The sequence below is a fragment of the Pandoraea sp. B-6 genome (assembly GCF_000282835.1).
GTDB classification, from domain to species: Bacteria; Pseudomonadota; Gammaproteobacteria; order Burkholderiales; family Burkholderiaceae; genus Pandoraea; species Pandoraea cepalis.
Genome location: NZ_KB290495.1, coordinates 98,615 through 115,298, shown reverse-complemented (window position 1 = coordinate 115,298; position 16,684 = coordinate 98,615). Strand labels below are relative to the sequence as shown.

Genomic DNA, 16,684 nt, shown 5'->3' with positions numbered 1-16,684 from the left:
CGTCGTGTACAGCGCGATTGGGCGCGTCGAAGTGTCGACGAGCGACTGGCCGTGTTGCAGCGCTTCGCGGCGATCGTGACCGCGCAAATCGAAACGCTTGCCGACGCCATCGGTCGAGAGACCGGCAAGCCCCTGTGGGAAGCGCGCACCGAAGTGGCGACGATGGCCGCGAAGGTCACGCATTCGGCAAAAGCCTACCAGGAGCGCACGGGCGAGCGACGCAGTGCCGTGGCGGCCGGGCAGAGCGTCGTGCGCCATCGGGCGCATGGCGTGATGGCCGTTTTCGGACCGTACAATTTTCCCGGGCATCTCCCTAACGGGCATATCGTGCCGGCGCTACTCGCGGGCAACAGCGTCGTCTTCAAGCCCAGCGAACTGGCGCCCGGCGTGGCCGAACGAACGATGCGGTGCTGGATCGAAGCGGGCCTGCCGCCAGGGGTATTGAACCTCGTGCAGGGCGGGCGCGAGACAGGGGCGGCGCTCGCCGCGCACGACGGTATCGACGGGCTGTGTTTCACCGGCAGTTCCGCCACGGGCCGCGCCCTGCATCGGCACTTCGCAGGGCGTCCCGACAAGCTCCTCGCGCTCGAGATGGGCGGCAACAATCCGCTGATCGTCGATACGCCAGCCGATATCGACGCGGCCGTCCATGTGACGGTTCAGTCCGCTTTCCTCTCAGCCGGGCAACGTTGCACCTGTGCCCGGCGCTTGCTCGTGCCGCGTGGGCCGCACGGCGACGCGTTCATCGAACGACTGGCGTGGGTGACGCAACGCATCGTCGTCGGACGCTACGATGCCGATCCGCAGCCATTCATGGGCGCGGTGGTGTCGCTTCAGGCGGCGCGTCGCATGACGGCGGCTCAGGCCGACCTGATGACGCTTGGCGCCCGCTCGATCCTTCCACTCGCCCAGCCGGACGGTCGCTCGGCATTGCTCACGCCGGGGCTGATCGACGTAACGTCGCTGGCCGCGCGCGATGCGCTACCCGACGAAGAGTATTTCGGCCCATTGCTTCAGGTGCTGCGCTACGACACGTTCGACGAGGCCATCGCGCTGGCGAATCGCACGCGCTATGGGCTGGCGGCCGGTCTGGTGTCCGACGATCCCGCGCGTTACGAACAGTTTCTCGCCGAGATCCGCGCGGGCATCGTCAATTTGAACCGGCCGACGACGGGCGCGGCCGGGGCGGCGCCGTTCGGGGGCATCGGCGAGTCCGGCAACCACCGTCCCAGTGCGTGGTACGCGGCCGATTATTGTGCCTACCCGATAGCGTCGATGGAGGCCCCGCGGGTGATCCTGCCCGAGCACCTCGGTCCGGGCCTGGACTTTGCCGCGTGCTGATCTTTCTATCTCGACTTTTTTTCCGCTTTCCCAGGAATGGATATGACGCGTTTTGCCCTCGAAGCCAACTTCGATGGACTGGTTGGCCCCACGCATAATTATGCGGGGTTGTCGTTCGGCAACGTTGCCTCTGCAAACAACGCCAATCGCGTATCGAATCCGCGCGAGGCGGCGCTGCAAGGGCTGGCCAAGATGAAGGCGTTGGCCGATCTGGGCTACGCCCAGGGCGTCTTGCCGCCGCAAGAGCGTCCGTCGGTTGCCTTGTTGCGCACGCTTGGCTTCTCAGGCGACGACCGGGCGGTCATACGCGAGGCGGCTCGCACGGCGCCCGAGGTGCTCGGTGCGGCAAGTTCGGCCGCGAGCATGTGGACGGCCAACGCCGCCACCGTCAGCCCCTCGGCGGACACGGCTGACGGCCGGGTGCATTTCACGGCGGCCAATTTGTGCAGCAAGTTGCATCGCGCGTTCGAGCACGACACGACGTCACGCGTGCTGCGTACTGCGTTCCCGGACGAAGCCCGCTTTGCGCATCACGACGCCCTGCCGGGCTGGCCGTCCCTGGGCGACGAGGGCGCGGCGAACCATACGCGGCTGTGCGGGGCCTACGGGGAGCGCGGGGTCGAGTTCTTCGTCTACGGACGAGACGATCTGGCGAACGCGCCGGCACCGCGTCGGTTCCCTGCACGCCAGACGCTGCAGGCGAGTCAGGCGATTGCCCGTCTGCACGGGCTGGCGGCAGACGACGTAGTGTTCGCACAGCAGCATCCCGACGCCATCGACGCTGGCGTCTTCCATAACGATGTGATCGCCGTGGGCAATGGCAACGTGCTGTTCTGCCATGCTCGCGCGTTCGTCGATCAGGCGGCGGTGCTGGCGACGCTTCGCGAGCGGCTGGCGGCCCGGGGCACCTCGCTGGAGGTGGTGGAGGTCGGCACGGACGACGTCTCGATCGAGGACACCGTCGGCAGCTATCTTTTCAACAGCCAGTTACTTGCGCGGGCACCCGCGGCGGGCGGCGGGATGTCGCTCGTGGTGCCGCAGGAGTGCCGTGAGCGCCCGGCCGTGTGGCGCTTTCTCGAATCGCTGGTGGCCAGTGGGGGTTCGATTCGCGAGTTGCACGTGTTCGACTTGCGCGAGAGCATGCGCAACGGCGGCGGGCCGGCATGCCTGCGTCTGCGTGTGGTGTTGACCGACGACGAGCGCAAGGCGACCCACCCGGGGCTCTGGATCGACGACGCACGGTACGCCACGCTCACCGAATGGGTGAAGCGCCACTATCGTGACCGGCTGGCCGTGGGCGATCTTGCCGACCCGGCCCTGCTCGACGAGAGCCGCAGCGCCCTCGACGACCTCACGCAATTGCTCGACCTGGGTAGTCTTTATTCATTTCAACGCGGCGCGTAAGCGCCATCGGGAGTCGACGCGATGACGACGATCATTGGTTTGTCCGGCAGCCTGCGCAAGGGCTCATACAACACGGCGTTGCTGGCGGCGGCGAAGGCGGTGGCGCCCGCCGGCGTCACGCTGGACATCCGCACATTGCATGGCATTCCGCTATATGACGGCGATGTGGAAGAAAGCGAGGGAATTCCAGCCGCCGTCGCCTCGCTGAAGGACGCCATCGCACAAGCCGACGGCTTGTTGCTCGCAACCCCGGAGTACAACAACGGCATGCCGGGCGTGTTCAAGAATGCGCTCGACTGGCTATCGCGGCCACCTGCCGATAGTGCGCGAGTGTTCCGTGACAAGCCCGTGGCGGTCATGGGGGCATCGCCCGGCGGCTTCGGCACGATTCTGAGCCAGAACGCATGGATGCCGGTGTTGCGCACGCTGCAGACCACGCCCTGGTGGCAGGGGCGCCTGATGGTGTCGCACGCGAACAAGGTCATCGATGCCGACGGGAAGCTCCAGGACGACGCCGTTCGTCAGCAACTGACCGTGTTCATCACCGGATTCGTCGAATTTCTCGAGCATAGAGAGGGCGTGAATGGGTAATTGTTTATACAAATCAATTGATTGTGTAAATTTTCTCGCGTGATGGATGCGATGATGGGCGCGCGGCACCTGGTCCAATCGCCAATGACGCACCGATAAGCGATGCGACTCACGGATTGTTCGGCGATGCACTATGCTGGATGCAACGTATCAGCCGATGCGTCGAACGCGTCCATTCGTCAGCCGGGGGTGCAGCCATGCAAATCGAGTTTCCGGATCACCGTCCCGTATTCAACTATGAAGATCTGACGATTGAATTCGCGGTTGTCGTCAATGGTCGGCCGATCGATTGCGCCGTGTCGGCCGAAGCCCTGGAGGATCATTTCGGCGCCTACTCGGCGCGCGCGGACGATTTGTTGCACGCCTTCGAACACGGGCGAACGGATATTCACGCACTCACGCGTGAATATCTGACGATGGGGCTTTCGGGCCCCGTATTGTTACGCAGCGGGCACTTTCGCTGGGTACGCGAAGCCAGGCGGCAAGCCGCCCGGCGCTGAGCGACGCACACCGTCGTTCACCTCCGACGTCCCGCCGAGGGAAGACTTTTCTTGGTCGACTTGATTCGCGTCAAACCCGCGAACGTTTCGTCATGCGACGCAATAGGCGAGCCGCACTGATCGGCGTAAGCTGACGTTGCTGCTTGAGAGGTTACGTCAGCGGCACCCTCGTCGATCACGATCAGGAGTCGCTATGGGTTCGGAATTTCGCGTCGTCATCGCCTCGATCGCGGCCTTCATGACGCTGGCCGGTGCGTTCGCCACCATCCACGGTCTGCTCTACGACCAAACGCACGTCATGAAGGGCGGCGTGGTGACGGTGCTGTTCGGTATTCTGTTTATCGTGGCGATGCTCACGCCCTGGCCGAGCGACGACGAGCGCGATTCCAAGGATACCCAGCGCAAGCCCTGAGTCGGGTTAACCGTTTGGTTCGCCGCGTTCTACACTGTTAAGTGAGGGACGCCGTCGAAGTCAGCCGAAAGTCGCGCAGCTCTGGCCGGGCACGTTCCGGGTCGGGCCGATTTCCCCGCATGAAACGCTTCGCAACGCGCGTGGTCTCGTTGCGAGGTGCCGTATGTGTTCCGATACCCGCGTCGTGATTGCCTCCATCGCCGCATTTGTGACGCTCGGAGGCATATTCGCCACGATTCATGGCCTGCTGTTCAACCTGCCGGAGGTGTCGCGCTACGGCGTGGCCGCGGTGTTGGTGGGGGCGACGTGCACGGCCACGATGCTTATTCCCTGGGGGGCGCGCGACGAGTCGTGACGTGACGCGTCGCCAGACGCATCGCCGCGGGCATTTCAGCCCGCCGGTTTGGCCAGGCGTGCGCGCAGGCAAAGGAAGGCGGGCGCTTGCGAGAGTTCGCGGTAAAGCCTTGGGTCGACGCTGGCCATCTCCGGCAACGGCAGCGGTTCGACCATGCGCTCGAGTTGCCAGCCGGCGTCTGCCGCGGCATTCAGAATGCCCGCGAGCGGTCGCCGGTATGACTCCACATAGGGCTTCGGCTCCCCGAAGCCGCTCCAGTACATGCCAAATCGCGTGACGTCGAAGTAGGGGCGGTTGCGCCGGGTGCGCTCGTCAAGCCAGTCGCGCATCGGATGCCCCATCGACCAGACGAGCGTCGCGCCGCGCTTGGCAACCCGCGCGAACTCGCGAAACGCCGGTCCGAGGTTTTCCACGTAATCGAGTGCGAGGGCGCTGACGATGGCGTCGAAGCGGTGGTCGGTCAACGAGGAGAACGGCGCGCCCAGGTCCTGAACGTCGAACGTTGCCGCGAGTCCTTCGCAGCGCTTTCTCGCCAGCGCGATCATCTCCGGTGTGACGTCGATGCCGTGTACCGTCGCGCCTTGCTCGGCGAGCCACGCACTGTTGATACCCGGGCCGCAGCCGGCATCGAGAACATGCAGGCCGCCGACGCTGCCGAGCAGGTGGCGCGTGGCAGGGCGCTCGTAAAGGGCGTTATGCGGTTTAGTCACGGCAATCTCGGCGTAGCGCTCGGCAAAACTTGCGTAAGCGGTGCGTCCGATCGACGTGGGATCGGCTGACGACATGCGCGACTCCAGGGGGAAGCATGAATGGGGGGCGATTGTAACGCCAAAGCACGGACGGTCTTGTCGGTGCTGTGGGACAATAGCGGCCTTCGCCGCCGCGCCTGCGAGTATCCTGCGCCCGCCCGGCATGGTGCGACAGCCGTGATTTCGCGACATCATTTCCAAGCATGCCCCCATCCAGCGCTTCTCTCTCGCCGTCTGACACTTCGACCCTTGCTCCCGCCGAGACGATCGACGTGGCCGTGATCGGGGCGGGCCCCGCGGGTCTCATGGTGGCCGAGGTGCTGTCGGCGGCGGGGTGGCGCGTCGATGTGTACGACGCCATGCCGTCGGTCGGGCGCAAGTTCCTCATGGCCGGCAAGGGCGGTATGAATCTCACGCACAGCGAGCCTGCGGAGCCGTTCGTGGCCCGGTACGGCAAACGTGCGGCCGCAGTGGCACAGTGGTTGCGCCGGTTCAGCGCGGACGATGTGCGCTCATGGGCCCATCGGCTGGGCATCGATACCTTTATCGGCAGTTCCGGTCGCGTTTTTCCCGTTGACATGAAAGCGGCACCGCTGTTGCGGGCATGGCTTACCCGTTTGCGCGCGGCGGGCGTGAGGCTGCATGTGCGGCATCGCTGGCTGGGCTGGGACGCCCGGGCGTCGGCCGGCCCGGACGATTTGCGGTTTGCAACGCCCGGGGGCGAGCGCCGCGTGCGGGCGAGGGCTGTGGTGCTGACGCTGGGCGGCGCGAGTTGGCCGCAACTGGGCTCGGACGCCGCCTGGGTGACGTGGCTACGCGATCATGGCGTGGCGGTCGCACCGCTGTTGCCGGCCAATGCGGGCTTCGAGTCGGACTGGACGCCGCACATGCGCGAGCGGTTCGCGGGCCATCCGGTGAAATCGGTCACGATGACTTTACGGGACGGCACGACGCGCAAAGGCGAGTTCGTGATCTCGGCGCAGGGCATCGAAGGCAGTCTGGTGTATGCGTTGTGCGCCCCTATTCGCGATGCGATTCGTGCCGAGGGCAGCACGCAGGTCTATCTGGATCTGTTGCCGGACTGGGGTCTCGAGCGTGTCGCCGAGGAAGTGGGCCGGCCGCGAGGCTCGCGCTCGATGGCGAGCCATCTGCAGAGTCGCCTGGGGCTCGCGGGCGTGAAGTCGGCGTTGCTGCGCGAGTGTTTGCCGCGTGAGGCGTTCGACGACCCGGCGGCGCTGGCCGCCGGCATCAAGCGTTTGCCATTGACGCTGTTGCGCACGCGGCCGATTGCCGAGGTCATCAGCAGTGCCGGGGGTGTCGCGCTGGAAGCGCTGGACGCGCGCTTGATGGTGAAGACTTTGCCCGGCGTGTTTTGCGCCGGGGAGATGCTCGATTGGGAAGCGCCCACCGGCGGCTATCTGCTCACGGCGTGCTTTGCGAGCGCGTGTGTAGCGGGCGACGGCGCCGCGGCCTATCTTCAGGCCCAGCGCTGATATCGCGCGAGCCCGGTGCCGGGGTGGCCGCCGGGCGTGGTCCACGTCAACCGAGCGTCAACCGAGATCGCCGACCCTCAAGCCGGACGAACGCCGAGACGCCACAGCGAGGTCACTTCGGCGGCGCGTGCCGCATGCAGCGGATCGTTCGCGTCGCTGGCCTTGGGATGGTGCGGGCGCACGTCGTGACGCGCGAGCACCACCAGGCCAGCGCCGTGAATCCACGAGAGCAAGGTCTCGCGCGTGCGCAAGCCCAGATGTTCCGCCAGGTCGGACAGTACCAGCCAGCCTTCGCCGCCGGGACTCAGGTGGGCGGCGAGGCCGTTCAGAAAGCCCTTGAGCATCTGGCTGTCCGGATCGTAGATTGCATGCTCGATGGGTGCGTTTGCCTTGGCCGGCACCCACGGCGGGTTGCAGACGATCAGCGGTGCCTTGCCCTCGGGAAACAGGTCGGCATCGACGATCTTCACGGCGCGATCGAAACCAAGCCGCGAAATGTTTTCGCGTGCACACGCCAGGGCACGGGCATCGCGCTCCGTACCGACGACCTGCTGCACGCCGCGACGGGCAAGCACCGCGGCAATCACGCCGGTGCCTGTGCCAATGTCGAACGCCAGGGTCTTGGCCGGCAGCGGCGCCTGATCGATCAGTTGAAGATACTCGCCACGTATGGGCGAATACACGCCGTACCAGGGGTGAATCGACGCGGCCAACGCCGCAATCGGCACACCCTTCTTGCGCCATTCATGGGCCCCGATCAAGCCGAGGATTTCGCGCAGCGATGCCACCGAGGGGGTGGTGTCCGGCGCGCCCCAAGCTTCGGCGCACGCCTCGCGAACGTCCGGCGCGCGGCGCAACGGAATGCCATAGTCAGCGTCCAGCGGTATCAGCACCATGCCAAGGATGCGGGCACGCTGCGCTTGCGCCATCCGATACTTGTGGAAGGCGTCGGCCGGGCTGGCGAGGGCTGCCTCGCCCTTGGCCGCGGGCTTGCGGCGCGGACGATGCGGCGGACGATCTACCCGCCGCGCCATCGCCTGCAGCAACTGACGCGCATTCTGGTAGTCGCCTCGGTACAGCAAGGCCGTTCCGCCACAGGCAAGATGATAGGCCTCGTCTGCCGTCACGGTGTCGTCAACGACTTCCACTCGGTGCGGCGGCGTTACGCCAGCTTCGGAACGCCAGCGTGCAGTCACGGGGCGACCGTCTTCGGTCCAGGCTAGCGTCGGGGTAGTGTTCATGCGATGTCTTCTGAATAGCGTGGCGGCGCACGGAAGCTTGGGCGGGACGCCCCCCCTCTGACGGGGAGCCTGTCTCTGTCGGGAGATCAACCTCTGTCGGGAAGCCCGCCCCAGACGGACCGGAGCCCCTTTCCGCCTCTCAAACATAAACCCAACTCGCTGCAGAAAGGGGCTCCGGTCCGTCTTCTTCACTTCCCTCAGGATGCGCCGGAAGCCCGCATTATGCCTGCGTTGTCTCCCCTCCGACCGGAATCAGTGCCGCCCGGTCGCCGCCAACATGCCGTTCAGCCCGCCTTTTTCGCATCGCCAAACAACACGCCAATGGCCGCGCGCAACGCCTCGTCCAACCCCGGATCTATTCCCGCTGCCAACGCCGACGGCATCGCCGGCCCCAACCCACCATGCCGAATCGCCGCCGCCATCCGCGTGAGCACCGCCGCCCCCGGATTGACCTGCGCGTCATGCGCCCCCGCTCGGGGAACGATGTCCGTAATGGCATTGGCCACACGCTCCAAGGCCACTAGCGCCGGCCACCAGCGCGCCGCCCGACGACTCACCATCGGCGGTTCGGACAACGCCCGCTGTAACGCAATACGCGCGTCGTCGAGCGCTTTGTAGGCCACCCGCCGAGCACCAAACGCTGCATCGACATCTTGCGTGTCGGCAAGCGCCGCATATCGACCCAGCGCATCGAGCGCATTGGCAACGCGCTCGTCGAGTTGATGCCGCTCCCACTTGGCCCACGGTAAATACCCCACGAGCAACACGATCGCGCACGCCGCCACGGCATCGATGAACCGCGCAAATGCAATGCCCTGACTGCCCGGCTGCAATGCGCCCATCACCAACATCAGTATCGGTAGCAACAAGGCGCTGAATAACCCGTAATTGCGCCGCAACGCCCACGGCAGACACGCCGCCAGCGGGACGAGCACGGCAAGACTGACCCACCCGTTCCGGTCGATGGCGACGACGGCCGCCGAGACGGCAACGCCAACGATACTGCCCACGCCGCTCTGCAACGCACGGGCGAACACGGAGCCATAGTTCGGCTTGAAGATGACCACGACGATGAGCGGCACCCAATACGACCGCGGCAGTGCCGTGAGCGCAATGAAGATCTGCGCGGCCAGCACGCACAAGCCAATTCGCAGCAAGTACCGCCATACGTCGGGCCACGGCCACTTCGGTATCCATTGCCGTCCGGGCGTGGCACGCGCCCGATGACGCGCCAAGGCAACCAGGGGCGCTTCGGCCGCATGCACGGTGCCAGTGAGTAACGGTTCGGCGCGATGCAACGCCGCCGCGAGCGCCGGCGCGTGGTTGTCTTTTGCCACCGCCACGGTGGCCGCCACGTCGAGCTGCCGATCGCGCGCAATGCGCCGGGCAATGCCGTACAACGCGCGTCCGAGTGGTGCGGGAAGCGGCCTGCCACCCTGCGCAAGGCCGATGACGGCCGAGGTGATGGGCTCGGCCGCCAGAATCTGGGCAGCCCGGCGCTCAAGCACTCCCCACCCGCCCGCTGTGCTCGCGCGCGCGCTCAACAGCGTGTCGTAGGCCGCGGCAATGGCGTTCTCGAGCGAGCGGCGCGCGAGCCTGACGCGCGGCGTACCGCTCGCGTCGAGTACGTTGGCCAGTTGCTGATAGATCGCGGCGACGGCGTCGCGCTCGGCGGCGCCCGGGTGCCGCAGCCAGTGAACGGCCATGAGCAGCACGCTGAACACCCCGCCCGCCGCAAGCAGCAGCGGCGCGCGCCATTCGGGCGGTGGAAGGGCCAGGCCCCAGCCGACGATCAGGTATACGGCGCCCTGCAAGGTCGCCGCCGACGCGACGTTGCCGAATGTGCCGATGAAGCTGAGCAGCAGGATCGCCGCTTGCAGCAGCCCATGCGCGGCCCACGGGTGCGACATGCCGAGGTCGTGGATGAGCATGCCGGTGTAGAAGCCCATGACGCCGGTGGCGACGGTCAGCAATATGGAGCGTGCCCGCGTGTGATAGGGGCCGGTTCGGTCGCCGACGATGGCGGGCAGCGCGCCGAGCGCGATGAGCGAGGCGTCTGCGCCATGACCGATGGCCGCGCCGATGGCGGTGGGCACGGCAACGGAGAGCGCGGCATGCACCGCGTCCCATCGGGAGAATGCTACGGGTTCGAGTCGCACCAGCCGCGACATCCAGGCAACGCGGCGGCGGGGCTCTGGCGTCGTGGGCATGTGCGGACGATCCGTCGTCGTCAGGGCGCCTGCCGCGATGCGTCGGCATCGGGCAGTGGCATGAGCTTGCCCTGACCACGGATCCAGGCGTAATCGGCGCGCTCGGCCATTTCTTTGTCGCCCCGGCTGTCGCCATAGACGAACAGCACGCGCGGCGGCGACGCCGCCCACCAGGCTTCGAGACGCCGCACTTTTTCCGGTCCCCAGCAATTCGGCTCGGCAAATTGGCCGGAGAAACGACCGAGTTCGTCATACGCCAGCTCAGTGCTGAGAACGGCGTCGAAACCGACCGAGGTGGCCCATAGGCGCAAGTACAAGCCGGGTGAGGCGCTGACCAGCACGATGCGGTGTCCCATCGCCCGGTGCTGTCGCAAACGCGCGAGCATCTCGGGACGAAGCAGGCGGGGCAAATGCTGCGTGATGAACCGCTTGGCATCGTACTCGAGCTGAGCCCGTGTGCGTGCACCCAGCGACGCGCGCAGGAACGCGGCCTTCGCGGTGCCCCGGTCGACCACACGCAGCGCTGCGCCGATCAGCCACGGCGAAGCGAGCAGGGCCCCAGCCACGAAGCGCGGTGTGCCGACCGTCTCGCGCACGAAGATGCGAAGACTGTCGGTGGTGGAAATGGTGCCGTCGAAATCGAAGGCGGCGACGATCGAGGTGTCGCGCATGCGAGGTCAGCGCGCGCTGGAGCGCGGCGCGACAGTCGTCGCCGCCGATGCGGCCGACAGCGTCGATGCAGCGCCGCGTGAGTCAGCGAAGGCGACCAGATGCGGCCAGCGTTCGCGCGCCTGCCGGTTGGCAACGATCGCTTGTTCGTCGCGATAGAACGGCAGCACATCGACGCCGACGACTTCGCGCAACCGATCGATATCCGACGGATAACGACGCTCGATCGTCGCGTCGGCGGTTTGCGGGTTGGGCGTGACAGTTGTCATGGGCAACGTGACCTTGGCGGATGAGGGTTCGGTCTGGCGCATTCAAGGCATTGTATAGGTGCCTCGAAAGCAGGGCAATTTCGCTGCCGGCCGGTCAGCCGGTGCACCGGGCCTTCAGTGACCGAAGCCCAAAGTTCGCTTGATTCCTCTCACTCAGGCAGGCTAGCATGGCGCATCTACCGCTGTCAGACACGCATGCTGTGCAGGTCCGCCGGACACCGGCAATCTTAGGATTGCCGGACAACGACGTGGTGAGACGTCGGGTCCTTTGGGCAAGCCTCATGTGAGAGCGGCAATAATGCAGCACAAGAACAGATGAGGCATCGCACATGCAGCTTCGAGCGTCTTGGTCGCGTTACAAAAAAATCTCCGCCATCTGTCTGCTAGCTGCCACTGCGATGGACCTTGCGGGCACTCGCCTGGCGATCGCGGCACCGGCGGCAAGCCGGGCAGCAAAGGCGCCGATGGCGCTGCCGACAGGCGGCGTCGCCGCGCTGGGCGCAGCGTCGGGCGCCGCGGCGTCGCCCGACCCGTCAGGGACCACCGTGGCGCTTGCCGCGGCATCGGCCGGTACCCGCCAGCGCACCGTCACGTTTGCCCAGTTGGGCCAGACCGATGGCCTGCGATTGCGCGGCACCGAAGGATCGGGCGACGTCAACTTCGGAATCCGACTCGATCAGACGGTCGCCTCGGCGCTGTTGCGGCTGCGCTACACCTATTCGCCCGCGCTGATTCCCGATCTCTCGCAACTCAAGATATATCTGAACGAAGAACTGGTCGCCACGCTGCCGTTCAACAAGCAGGACGGCGGCAAGAACCTGGTGCGCGAGATTGCACTCGACCCCCGCTTGCTCTCGGGTTTCAACCGCGTGCGACTGGTGCTGATCGGGCATTACACAATGGAGTGTGAGGATCCGTTGCACTCCAGTCTATGGGCGGATATCAGTCCGCAGAGCGAGATCGTTACGAGCACGCAGGCGCTCACGCTGCGCAATGATCTGGCCTTGCTGCCCGCGCCGTTCTTCGACCGTCACGACAACCGGGACCAGACCGTTCCGTTCGTCTTCGGTGCGCCGCCGTCGCTCGCCGTGGTGCATGCCGCCGGTGTGGTGGCGACGTGGGCGGGCGCCATCGGCGACTATCGCCGTACGCGCTTCCCTGTCAGCGTGAAGACGTTGCCGTCGAAGCACGCCATCGTGTTCGTCACGAACGACACGATGCTCCCGGGACTCGATTTGCCGAAGGTCGATGCCCCGACCCTGCGCATGATGTCGAATCCGGACGATCCGTCGCTCAAATTGCTCGTCGTGCAGGGCCGCGACGCCAAGGATCTGGAGACGGCCGCGCTCGCGCTCGTCTCGGGACGCGCCGCATTGTCGGGCGACGCCATGCGCATCGACGCGCTCACGCCGATGCCACCGCGCGCGGCGTACGACGCGCCGCGGTGGGTGCGCACCGACCGCCCCGTGAAGTTCGGCGAACTGGTCGACAATCCGAGCGACCTGCAAGCGAGCGGCTACATGCCGTGGCCGATTCGTCTCCGCCTCAATCTTCCCGCCGATCTGCTCACGTGGCAGAACACGGGCGTGCCGATGGATCTGAAGTACCGCTACACGCCGCCGGCGAAGCCCGACGATTCGTCGATGAGCGTGTCGATCAACGATCAGTTCGTGCGCGCCTATCGTCTTCGCGCCTCGGGCGCCAGTATCGACAAGAGCCACATGCTCGTGGAGTTGCTCTCCGACGGCACGATGGCCGATCGCAAGGAAGTGCGCATCCCCGCGTTCCAGGTGGCGTCGCGCAATTCGCTGTCGTTTCAGTTCGCGATGGAGCCGCACAAGGACGGGATGTGCAGTCAGTCGATCACCCACGCGGCACGTTCGGCCATCGACGCCGATTCGACCATCGATTTCAGCGGCCTGCCGCACTACGCCGAGATGCCGAACCTGAGCTTCTTCGTCGGCAGCGGATTCCCCTTCACGAAGTACGCCGATCTAGCGCAGACGGCCATCGTGATGTCGAAGACGCCGGACACCGCGGCGCTCGAAGCCGTCTTTTCGACGCTCGGCCAGTTCGGCCGGTCGACTGGCGTCTATGCCGATCGCTTCGAAGTGCTCGACACGACGCAGACCGACCGCTTCAAGGATCGCGACCTCCTGATGGTCGGCGGCCAGGAGGTGGCTGACCTCTTGGTCAAGTGGGGCAAAAATCTGCCGCTGATCATCGACCAGACGCGCCGGGTCATGACGGCCCAGCCGCAGGCCTCGCGGGGCGACGGTGCGATAGGCTCGGCGCTTGCGGCAAGCCCTGTCGGGCCGGCGCACATGGACGCATTGTCCAAGGGGCCGCTCGCCGCGCTCATCGGATTCGAGTCGCCGGTGACCCGCTCGCGCTCGGTGGTCGCGATCAATGCGTCGAGCGACGACGCATTGCTCAGCGTGGTCGATGCCATCGGCGACAACGCCCGACGGGCGGAGATCCATGGCGATCTCGCGGTGTTCAGCGGCGATCGTGCCGATTCATTCCGCCTTGGCCAGACTTACTTCGTGGGCGATGTGAGCTGGTGGACCCGCATTCGCTATCACCTTTCAAGCCATCCAATTCTGGTGGGGCTCGTCGCACTGCTTGCGGCGTTCGCCATTGCGCTCAAGTGCTTCGGTTGGTTGCAGCGGCGTGCTGCGCGTCGTCTGGAGCAGTAAATGACACGCGCCGAAAGTGTGGGCCGGCGCCGTCGTGCCGTGCTGCGTGCGCTCGCCGCATGCAGTGCGTTGCCGGTGCTCGGCGGATTGACACACCCGGCGCACAGCGCGCCGGCGAAGGCCGCGCCCACGACCACGACGAAGTTGCGAACCTGTGCCACGGTCGACTGGCCTGACTGGACACGCTTCAAGGCGGGCTTTTTGAGCGACGACGGGCGCGTGATCGATCGCAGCATGGACGATCAGCGCACGGTGTCGGAAGGTCAGGCCTATGCGCTGACCTTCGCGCTGATGGCCAACGATCGCGTCACGTTCGACAAGGTGCTCGACTGGACCGTCAACAATCTGGCGCAGGGCGATTTGACCGCTCACCTGCCCGCATGGCTCTGGGGCAAGAAGGACGACGGGCAATGGGGCGTGCTCGACCGTAACCCGGCGAGCGACGCCGATATGTGGATCGCCTACGCGCTGGGCGAGGCAGGGCGATTGTGGAACGTGCGGCGGTATACCGCGCTGGGCGCCCTCGTTGCACGCCGCATTGTGTCGGAGGAGACGGATGTCGTGCCCGGTCTCGGGCGCACGCTGCTGCCGGCGCCGGTCGGCTTTCATCCCGCGAAGGATCTGTGGCGGCTCAATCCCAGCTATGTGCCGATGCAAGTGGTGCGCTATCTGGCGGGGCGCTTTCCCGAAAGCGGCTGGGCCCAACTGATCCCGTCATCGCTCAAGCAAATCACGCTGACGGCGCCACCGCTGGGATTCGCCCCGGAATGGGCGATGTATCGTGCGGGCCGCGGTTTCGAGATCGATCCGGACACGAAGGGCGAGGGCAGCTACAACGCGATTCGTGTCTACCTATGGGCTGGCATGCTCGCGCCCGGCAGCGATGACTTTCACGCATTGATGCACACCTTCGGCGGCATGCTGAAGTTTGTCGCGGCTCACGGTGCGCCGCCCGAACGGGTCGATACGCGCGACGGCACGGCCAGTCAATCCGGCGGGTCCGGTTTTTCGGCGGCCCTTGTGCCGCTGCTTCAGGCGGTGGGCGATACCGCGCAAGCGCAGGCGCAAGTGACGCGTGCGCGCGCGCTCGAGGCGCAAGCGGCACCCGGCTACTACAGCTCGGTGCTCTCGTTGTTCGGTCTCGGCTGGCGCGATGGGCGCTTCCGTTTCGCCGCCGACGGCATGTTGCAGGTGCCATGGGAGGCGACTTGCGCAACACGGTGATTCGCTCCGCGTGTCTGACCTGTGTGCTGATGGCCGCCGGTGTTGTCCCCGCGCGCGCCGCGCCGAGCCCGGGCGAGGGCGGCAAGCCGGATGTCGTGGCCGCCAATCGCGACGTGAGCCGTCTGCTTGCGAGCGCCACGCTCTGGCACGCCCGTCATCGCAACGATCTTGCTCGCGCAGCGCTGGAAAAGGCGCTGCTCGTGCAACCGGAGCAACCTGACGTGCTATCGCTGCTCGGCCAGATCGAGAGTGAAGAAAATCACCCAGAGCAAGCGAGCAAGGCCTTGCAGACGTTGCAGGCGCGCTATCCGAACGCGCCCGCCACCCAAGCGCTGGCCGACGTGATCCGCGTGAACACCGTCGACAAATCCCGCATGGCGCGCGCGCGACTGCTCCAGCGCAGCGGACAGGCCGACGCCGCCTTCGCGCAGTACCAGGCGCTGTTTCCCGACGGTCCGCCCAGTGGCGATCTTGGCGTCGAGTACTACCGGGCGCAAGCCAATGCCACCCACGGCTGGCCCGCGGCGCAACGGGGGCTGGCAGCGCTCGCGAAGGACGCGCCTGGCGATTCGCGCGCATCGCAATCGCTGGCCGAGTTGATGATCGACCGTCCGGCGAGTCGCTTGGCAGGCACGCGAATGGTCGCCGAACTCGCGGCGCGGCCCGACGCCGATCTGAACGCCTTGCTGCCGCTCTGGCAGAAAGGATTGTCGCGGGCGGACGGCAATCTGGCCTGGCTGCCCCTCTATCAGCGCTATCTCGCGCTCTCGCCGAACGATACCGAGATCCGCGCGGCGTACGACAAGCTCAACGCGCAACAGGCAGCCCGCACGCGGATGCTCAACGATCCCGCTTATCAGGCGAGGCAGGCTGGCATCAAGGCGCTCGATCAGGGGCGGCTGAGCGACGCGCAGACGTCGCTCGACGCGGCGCGCGCCAAGCGCCCCAACGACGGCGAACTGCTCGGCTCGCTGGGGCTCGTCAAGATGCGTCAAGGCGATCATCAGGCGGCGCAAGCGCTGTTTTCACAGGCGCTGCGCAAGGATCCGGGAAACGCGAACAAGTGGCGTGCGCTGCTCCAGACGTCGCGCTTCTGGGGCGCGATGACCGAGGCGCGCGCCGCGCGCGACGCCGGTCGTCTGGCCGAGGCCGACCGGCTCGTGCGTAGCGCCCTGGCCAGCGACCCGCGCAATCCCGACGGTCTGGCTTTGTTGGGCGAGATTGCGCTCGACGACAAGCGCAACGACGATGCCGAGCGGCTCTTCCAGCAGGCGCTGAGGATCGAGCCGGATAACGACACGGCATTGCGTGGCCTGATTACCTTGTATTCGCGCCAGGAGCGCCGCGCCGAACTGGCGACCCTGCTCGGCGATCTGCGACGACGCTTCCCACAGGACACGGCGCGCTTCGACAAGGCCGAGGCCGCTGCCTTGTCCGACGACGCCGAGCGCGCGATCGCACAAGGTCATCACGGCCCGGCGCTCGCGGCCCTGGAGCGCGCCGTCGCGCTCGACCCGGGCAATGCCT

General features: G+C 66.3%; 15 protein-coding genes. 10 read left to right on the top strand and 5 right to left on the bottom strand.

The features are described 5' to 3' along the window. The 6 genes from astD to A985_RS0104565 form a co-directional block, all read left to right on the top strand. A partial coding sequence (gene astD, locus A985_RS0104590; protein WP_232424517.1) for a succinylglutamate-semialdehyde dehydrogenase occupies positions 1-1,341 on the top strand: 1,341 nt, incomplete at its 5' end. A gap of 42 nt (positions 1,342-1,383) precedes the next feature. Continuing rightward, on the top strand, positions 1,384-2,745 hold the full coding sequence (gene astB, locus A985_RS0104585; protein WP_017232229.1) for an N-succinylarginine dihydrolase: 1,362 nt from the start codon (positions 1,384-1,386) through the stop codon (positions 2,743-2,745). 21 nt (positions 2,746-2,766) lie between these two features. Next, a complete protein-coding gene (locus A985_RS0104580; RefSeq protein WP_017232228.1) occupies positions 2,767-3,336 on the top strand; it encodes an NADPH-dependent FMN reductase in 570 nt (189 codons plus the stop codon). 140 nt (positions 3,337-3,476) lie between these two features. Continuing rightward, complete coding sequence (locus A985_RS24240) at positions 3,477-3,836, top strand: DUF1488 domain-containing protein (protein ID WP_327198093.1); 360 nt, start codon at positions 3,477-3,479, stop codon at positions 3,834-3,836. Between the two features lie 193 nt (positions 3,837-4,029). Then, entirely contained in the window at positions 4,030-4,248 is a 219-nt protein-coding gene (locus A985_RS0104570) for a DUF2964 family protein (protein WP_017232226.1), read from the top strand. Positions 4,249-4,411: 163 nt separating this feature from the next. After that, complete coding sequence (locus A985_RS0104565) at positions 4,412-4,603, top strand: DUF2964 family protein (protein ID WP_017232225.1); 192 nt, start codon at positions 4,412-4,414, stop codon at positions 4,601-4,603. A 35-nt stretch (positions 4,604-4,638) separates the two neighbouring features. Here the strand turns inward: A985_RS0104565 and A985_RS0104560 are convergent, their stop codons facing one another. Further along, positions 4,639-5,388 carry a class I SAM-dependent methyltransferase gene (locus tag A985_RS0104560; protein WP_017232224.1) on the bottom strand — a complete coding sequence of 250 codons (750 nt, stop codon included), beginning with the start codon at positions 5,386-5,388 and terminating at the stop codon, positions 4,639-4,641. A gap of 236 nt (positions 5,389-5,624) precedes the next feature. Between A985_RS0104560 and A985_RS0104555 the strand changes: the two genes are divergently transcribed. Further along, positions 5,625-6,845: a TIGR03862 family flavoprotein gene (locus A985_RS0104555; protein WP_017232223.1), complete on the top strand. Its 1,221-nt coding sequence runs from the start codon at positions 5,625-5,627 to the stop codon at positions 6,843-6,845. 77 nt (positions 6,846-6,922) lie between these two features. On the opposite strand, the gene A985_RS0104550 is transcribed toward A985_RS0104555, so the two are convergent. The 4 genes from A985_RS0104550 to A985_RS0104535 form a co-directional block, all read right to left on the bottom strand. Further along, positions 6,923-8,086, bottom strand: coding sequence for a class I SAM-dependent methyltransferase (locus A985_RS0104550; RefSeq protein ID WP_026131653.1), 1,164 nt, complete (start codon positions 8,084-8,086; stop codon positions 6,923-6,925). A gap of 284 nt (positions 8,087-8,370) precedes the next feature. Continuing rightward, the gene (locus A985_RS24235) at positions 8,371-10,296 is read right to left on the bottom strand and encodes an FUSC family protein (RefSeq protein WP_083902191.1); all 1,926 of its coding nucleotides are present in this window, start codon (positions 10,294-10,296) and stop codon (positions 8,371-8,373) included. A 20-nt stretch (positions 10,297-10,316) separates the two neighbouring features. Next, on the bottom strand, positions 10,317-10,967 hold the full coding sequence (locus A985_RS0104540) for an HAD-IB family hydrolase (RefSeq protein ID WP_017232220.1): 651 nt from the start codon (positions 10,965-10,967) through the stop codon (positions 10,317-10,319). Positions 10,968-10,973: 6 nt separating this feature from the next. Beyond that, positions 10,974-11,234: a hypothetical protein gene (locus A985_RS0104535; protein WP_157211349.1), complete on the bottom strand. Its 261-nt coding sequence runs from the start codon at positions 11,232-11,234 to the stop codon at positions 10,974-10,976. A 464-nt stretch (positions 11,235-11,698) separates the two neighbouring features. Between A985_RS0104535 and bcsB the strand changes: the two genes are divergently transcribed. The 3 genes from bcsB to A985_RS24230 form a co-directional block, all read left to right on the top strand. After that, positions 11,699-13,933, top strand: a complete 2,235-nt coding sequence (gene bcsB, locus A985_RS0104530) for a cellulose biosynthesis cyclic di-GMP-binding regulatory protein BcsB (RefSeq protein WP_017232218.1) — start codon at positions 11,699-11,701, stop codon at positions 13,931-13,933. After that, on the top strand, positions 13,934-15,157 hold the full coding sequence (gene bcsZ, locus A985_RS0104525) for a cellulose synthase complex periplasmic endoglucanase BcsZ (protein ID WP_017232217.1): 1,224 nt from the start codon (positions 13,934-13,936) through the stop codon (positions 15,155-15,157). Beyond that, positions 15,130-16,684 (top strand): tetratricopeptide repeat protein (locus tag A985_RS24230; protein ID WP_157211348.1); only part of this gene is annotated, 1,555 nt, incomplete at its 3' end. The genes bcsZ and A985_RS24230, both read left to right, overlap by 28 nt.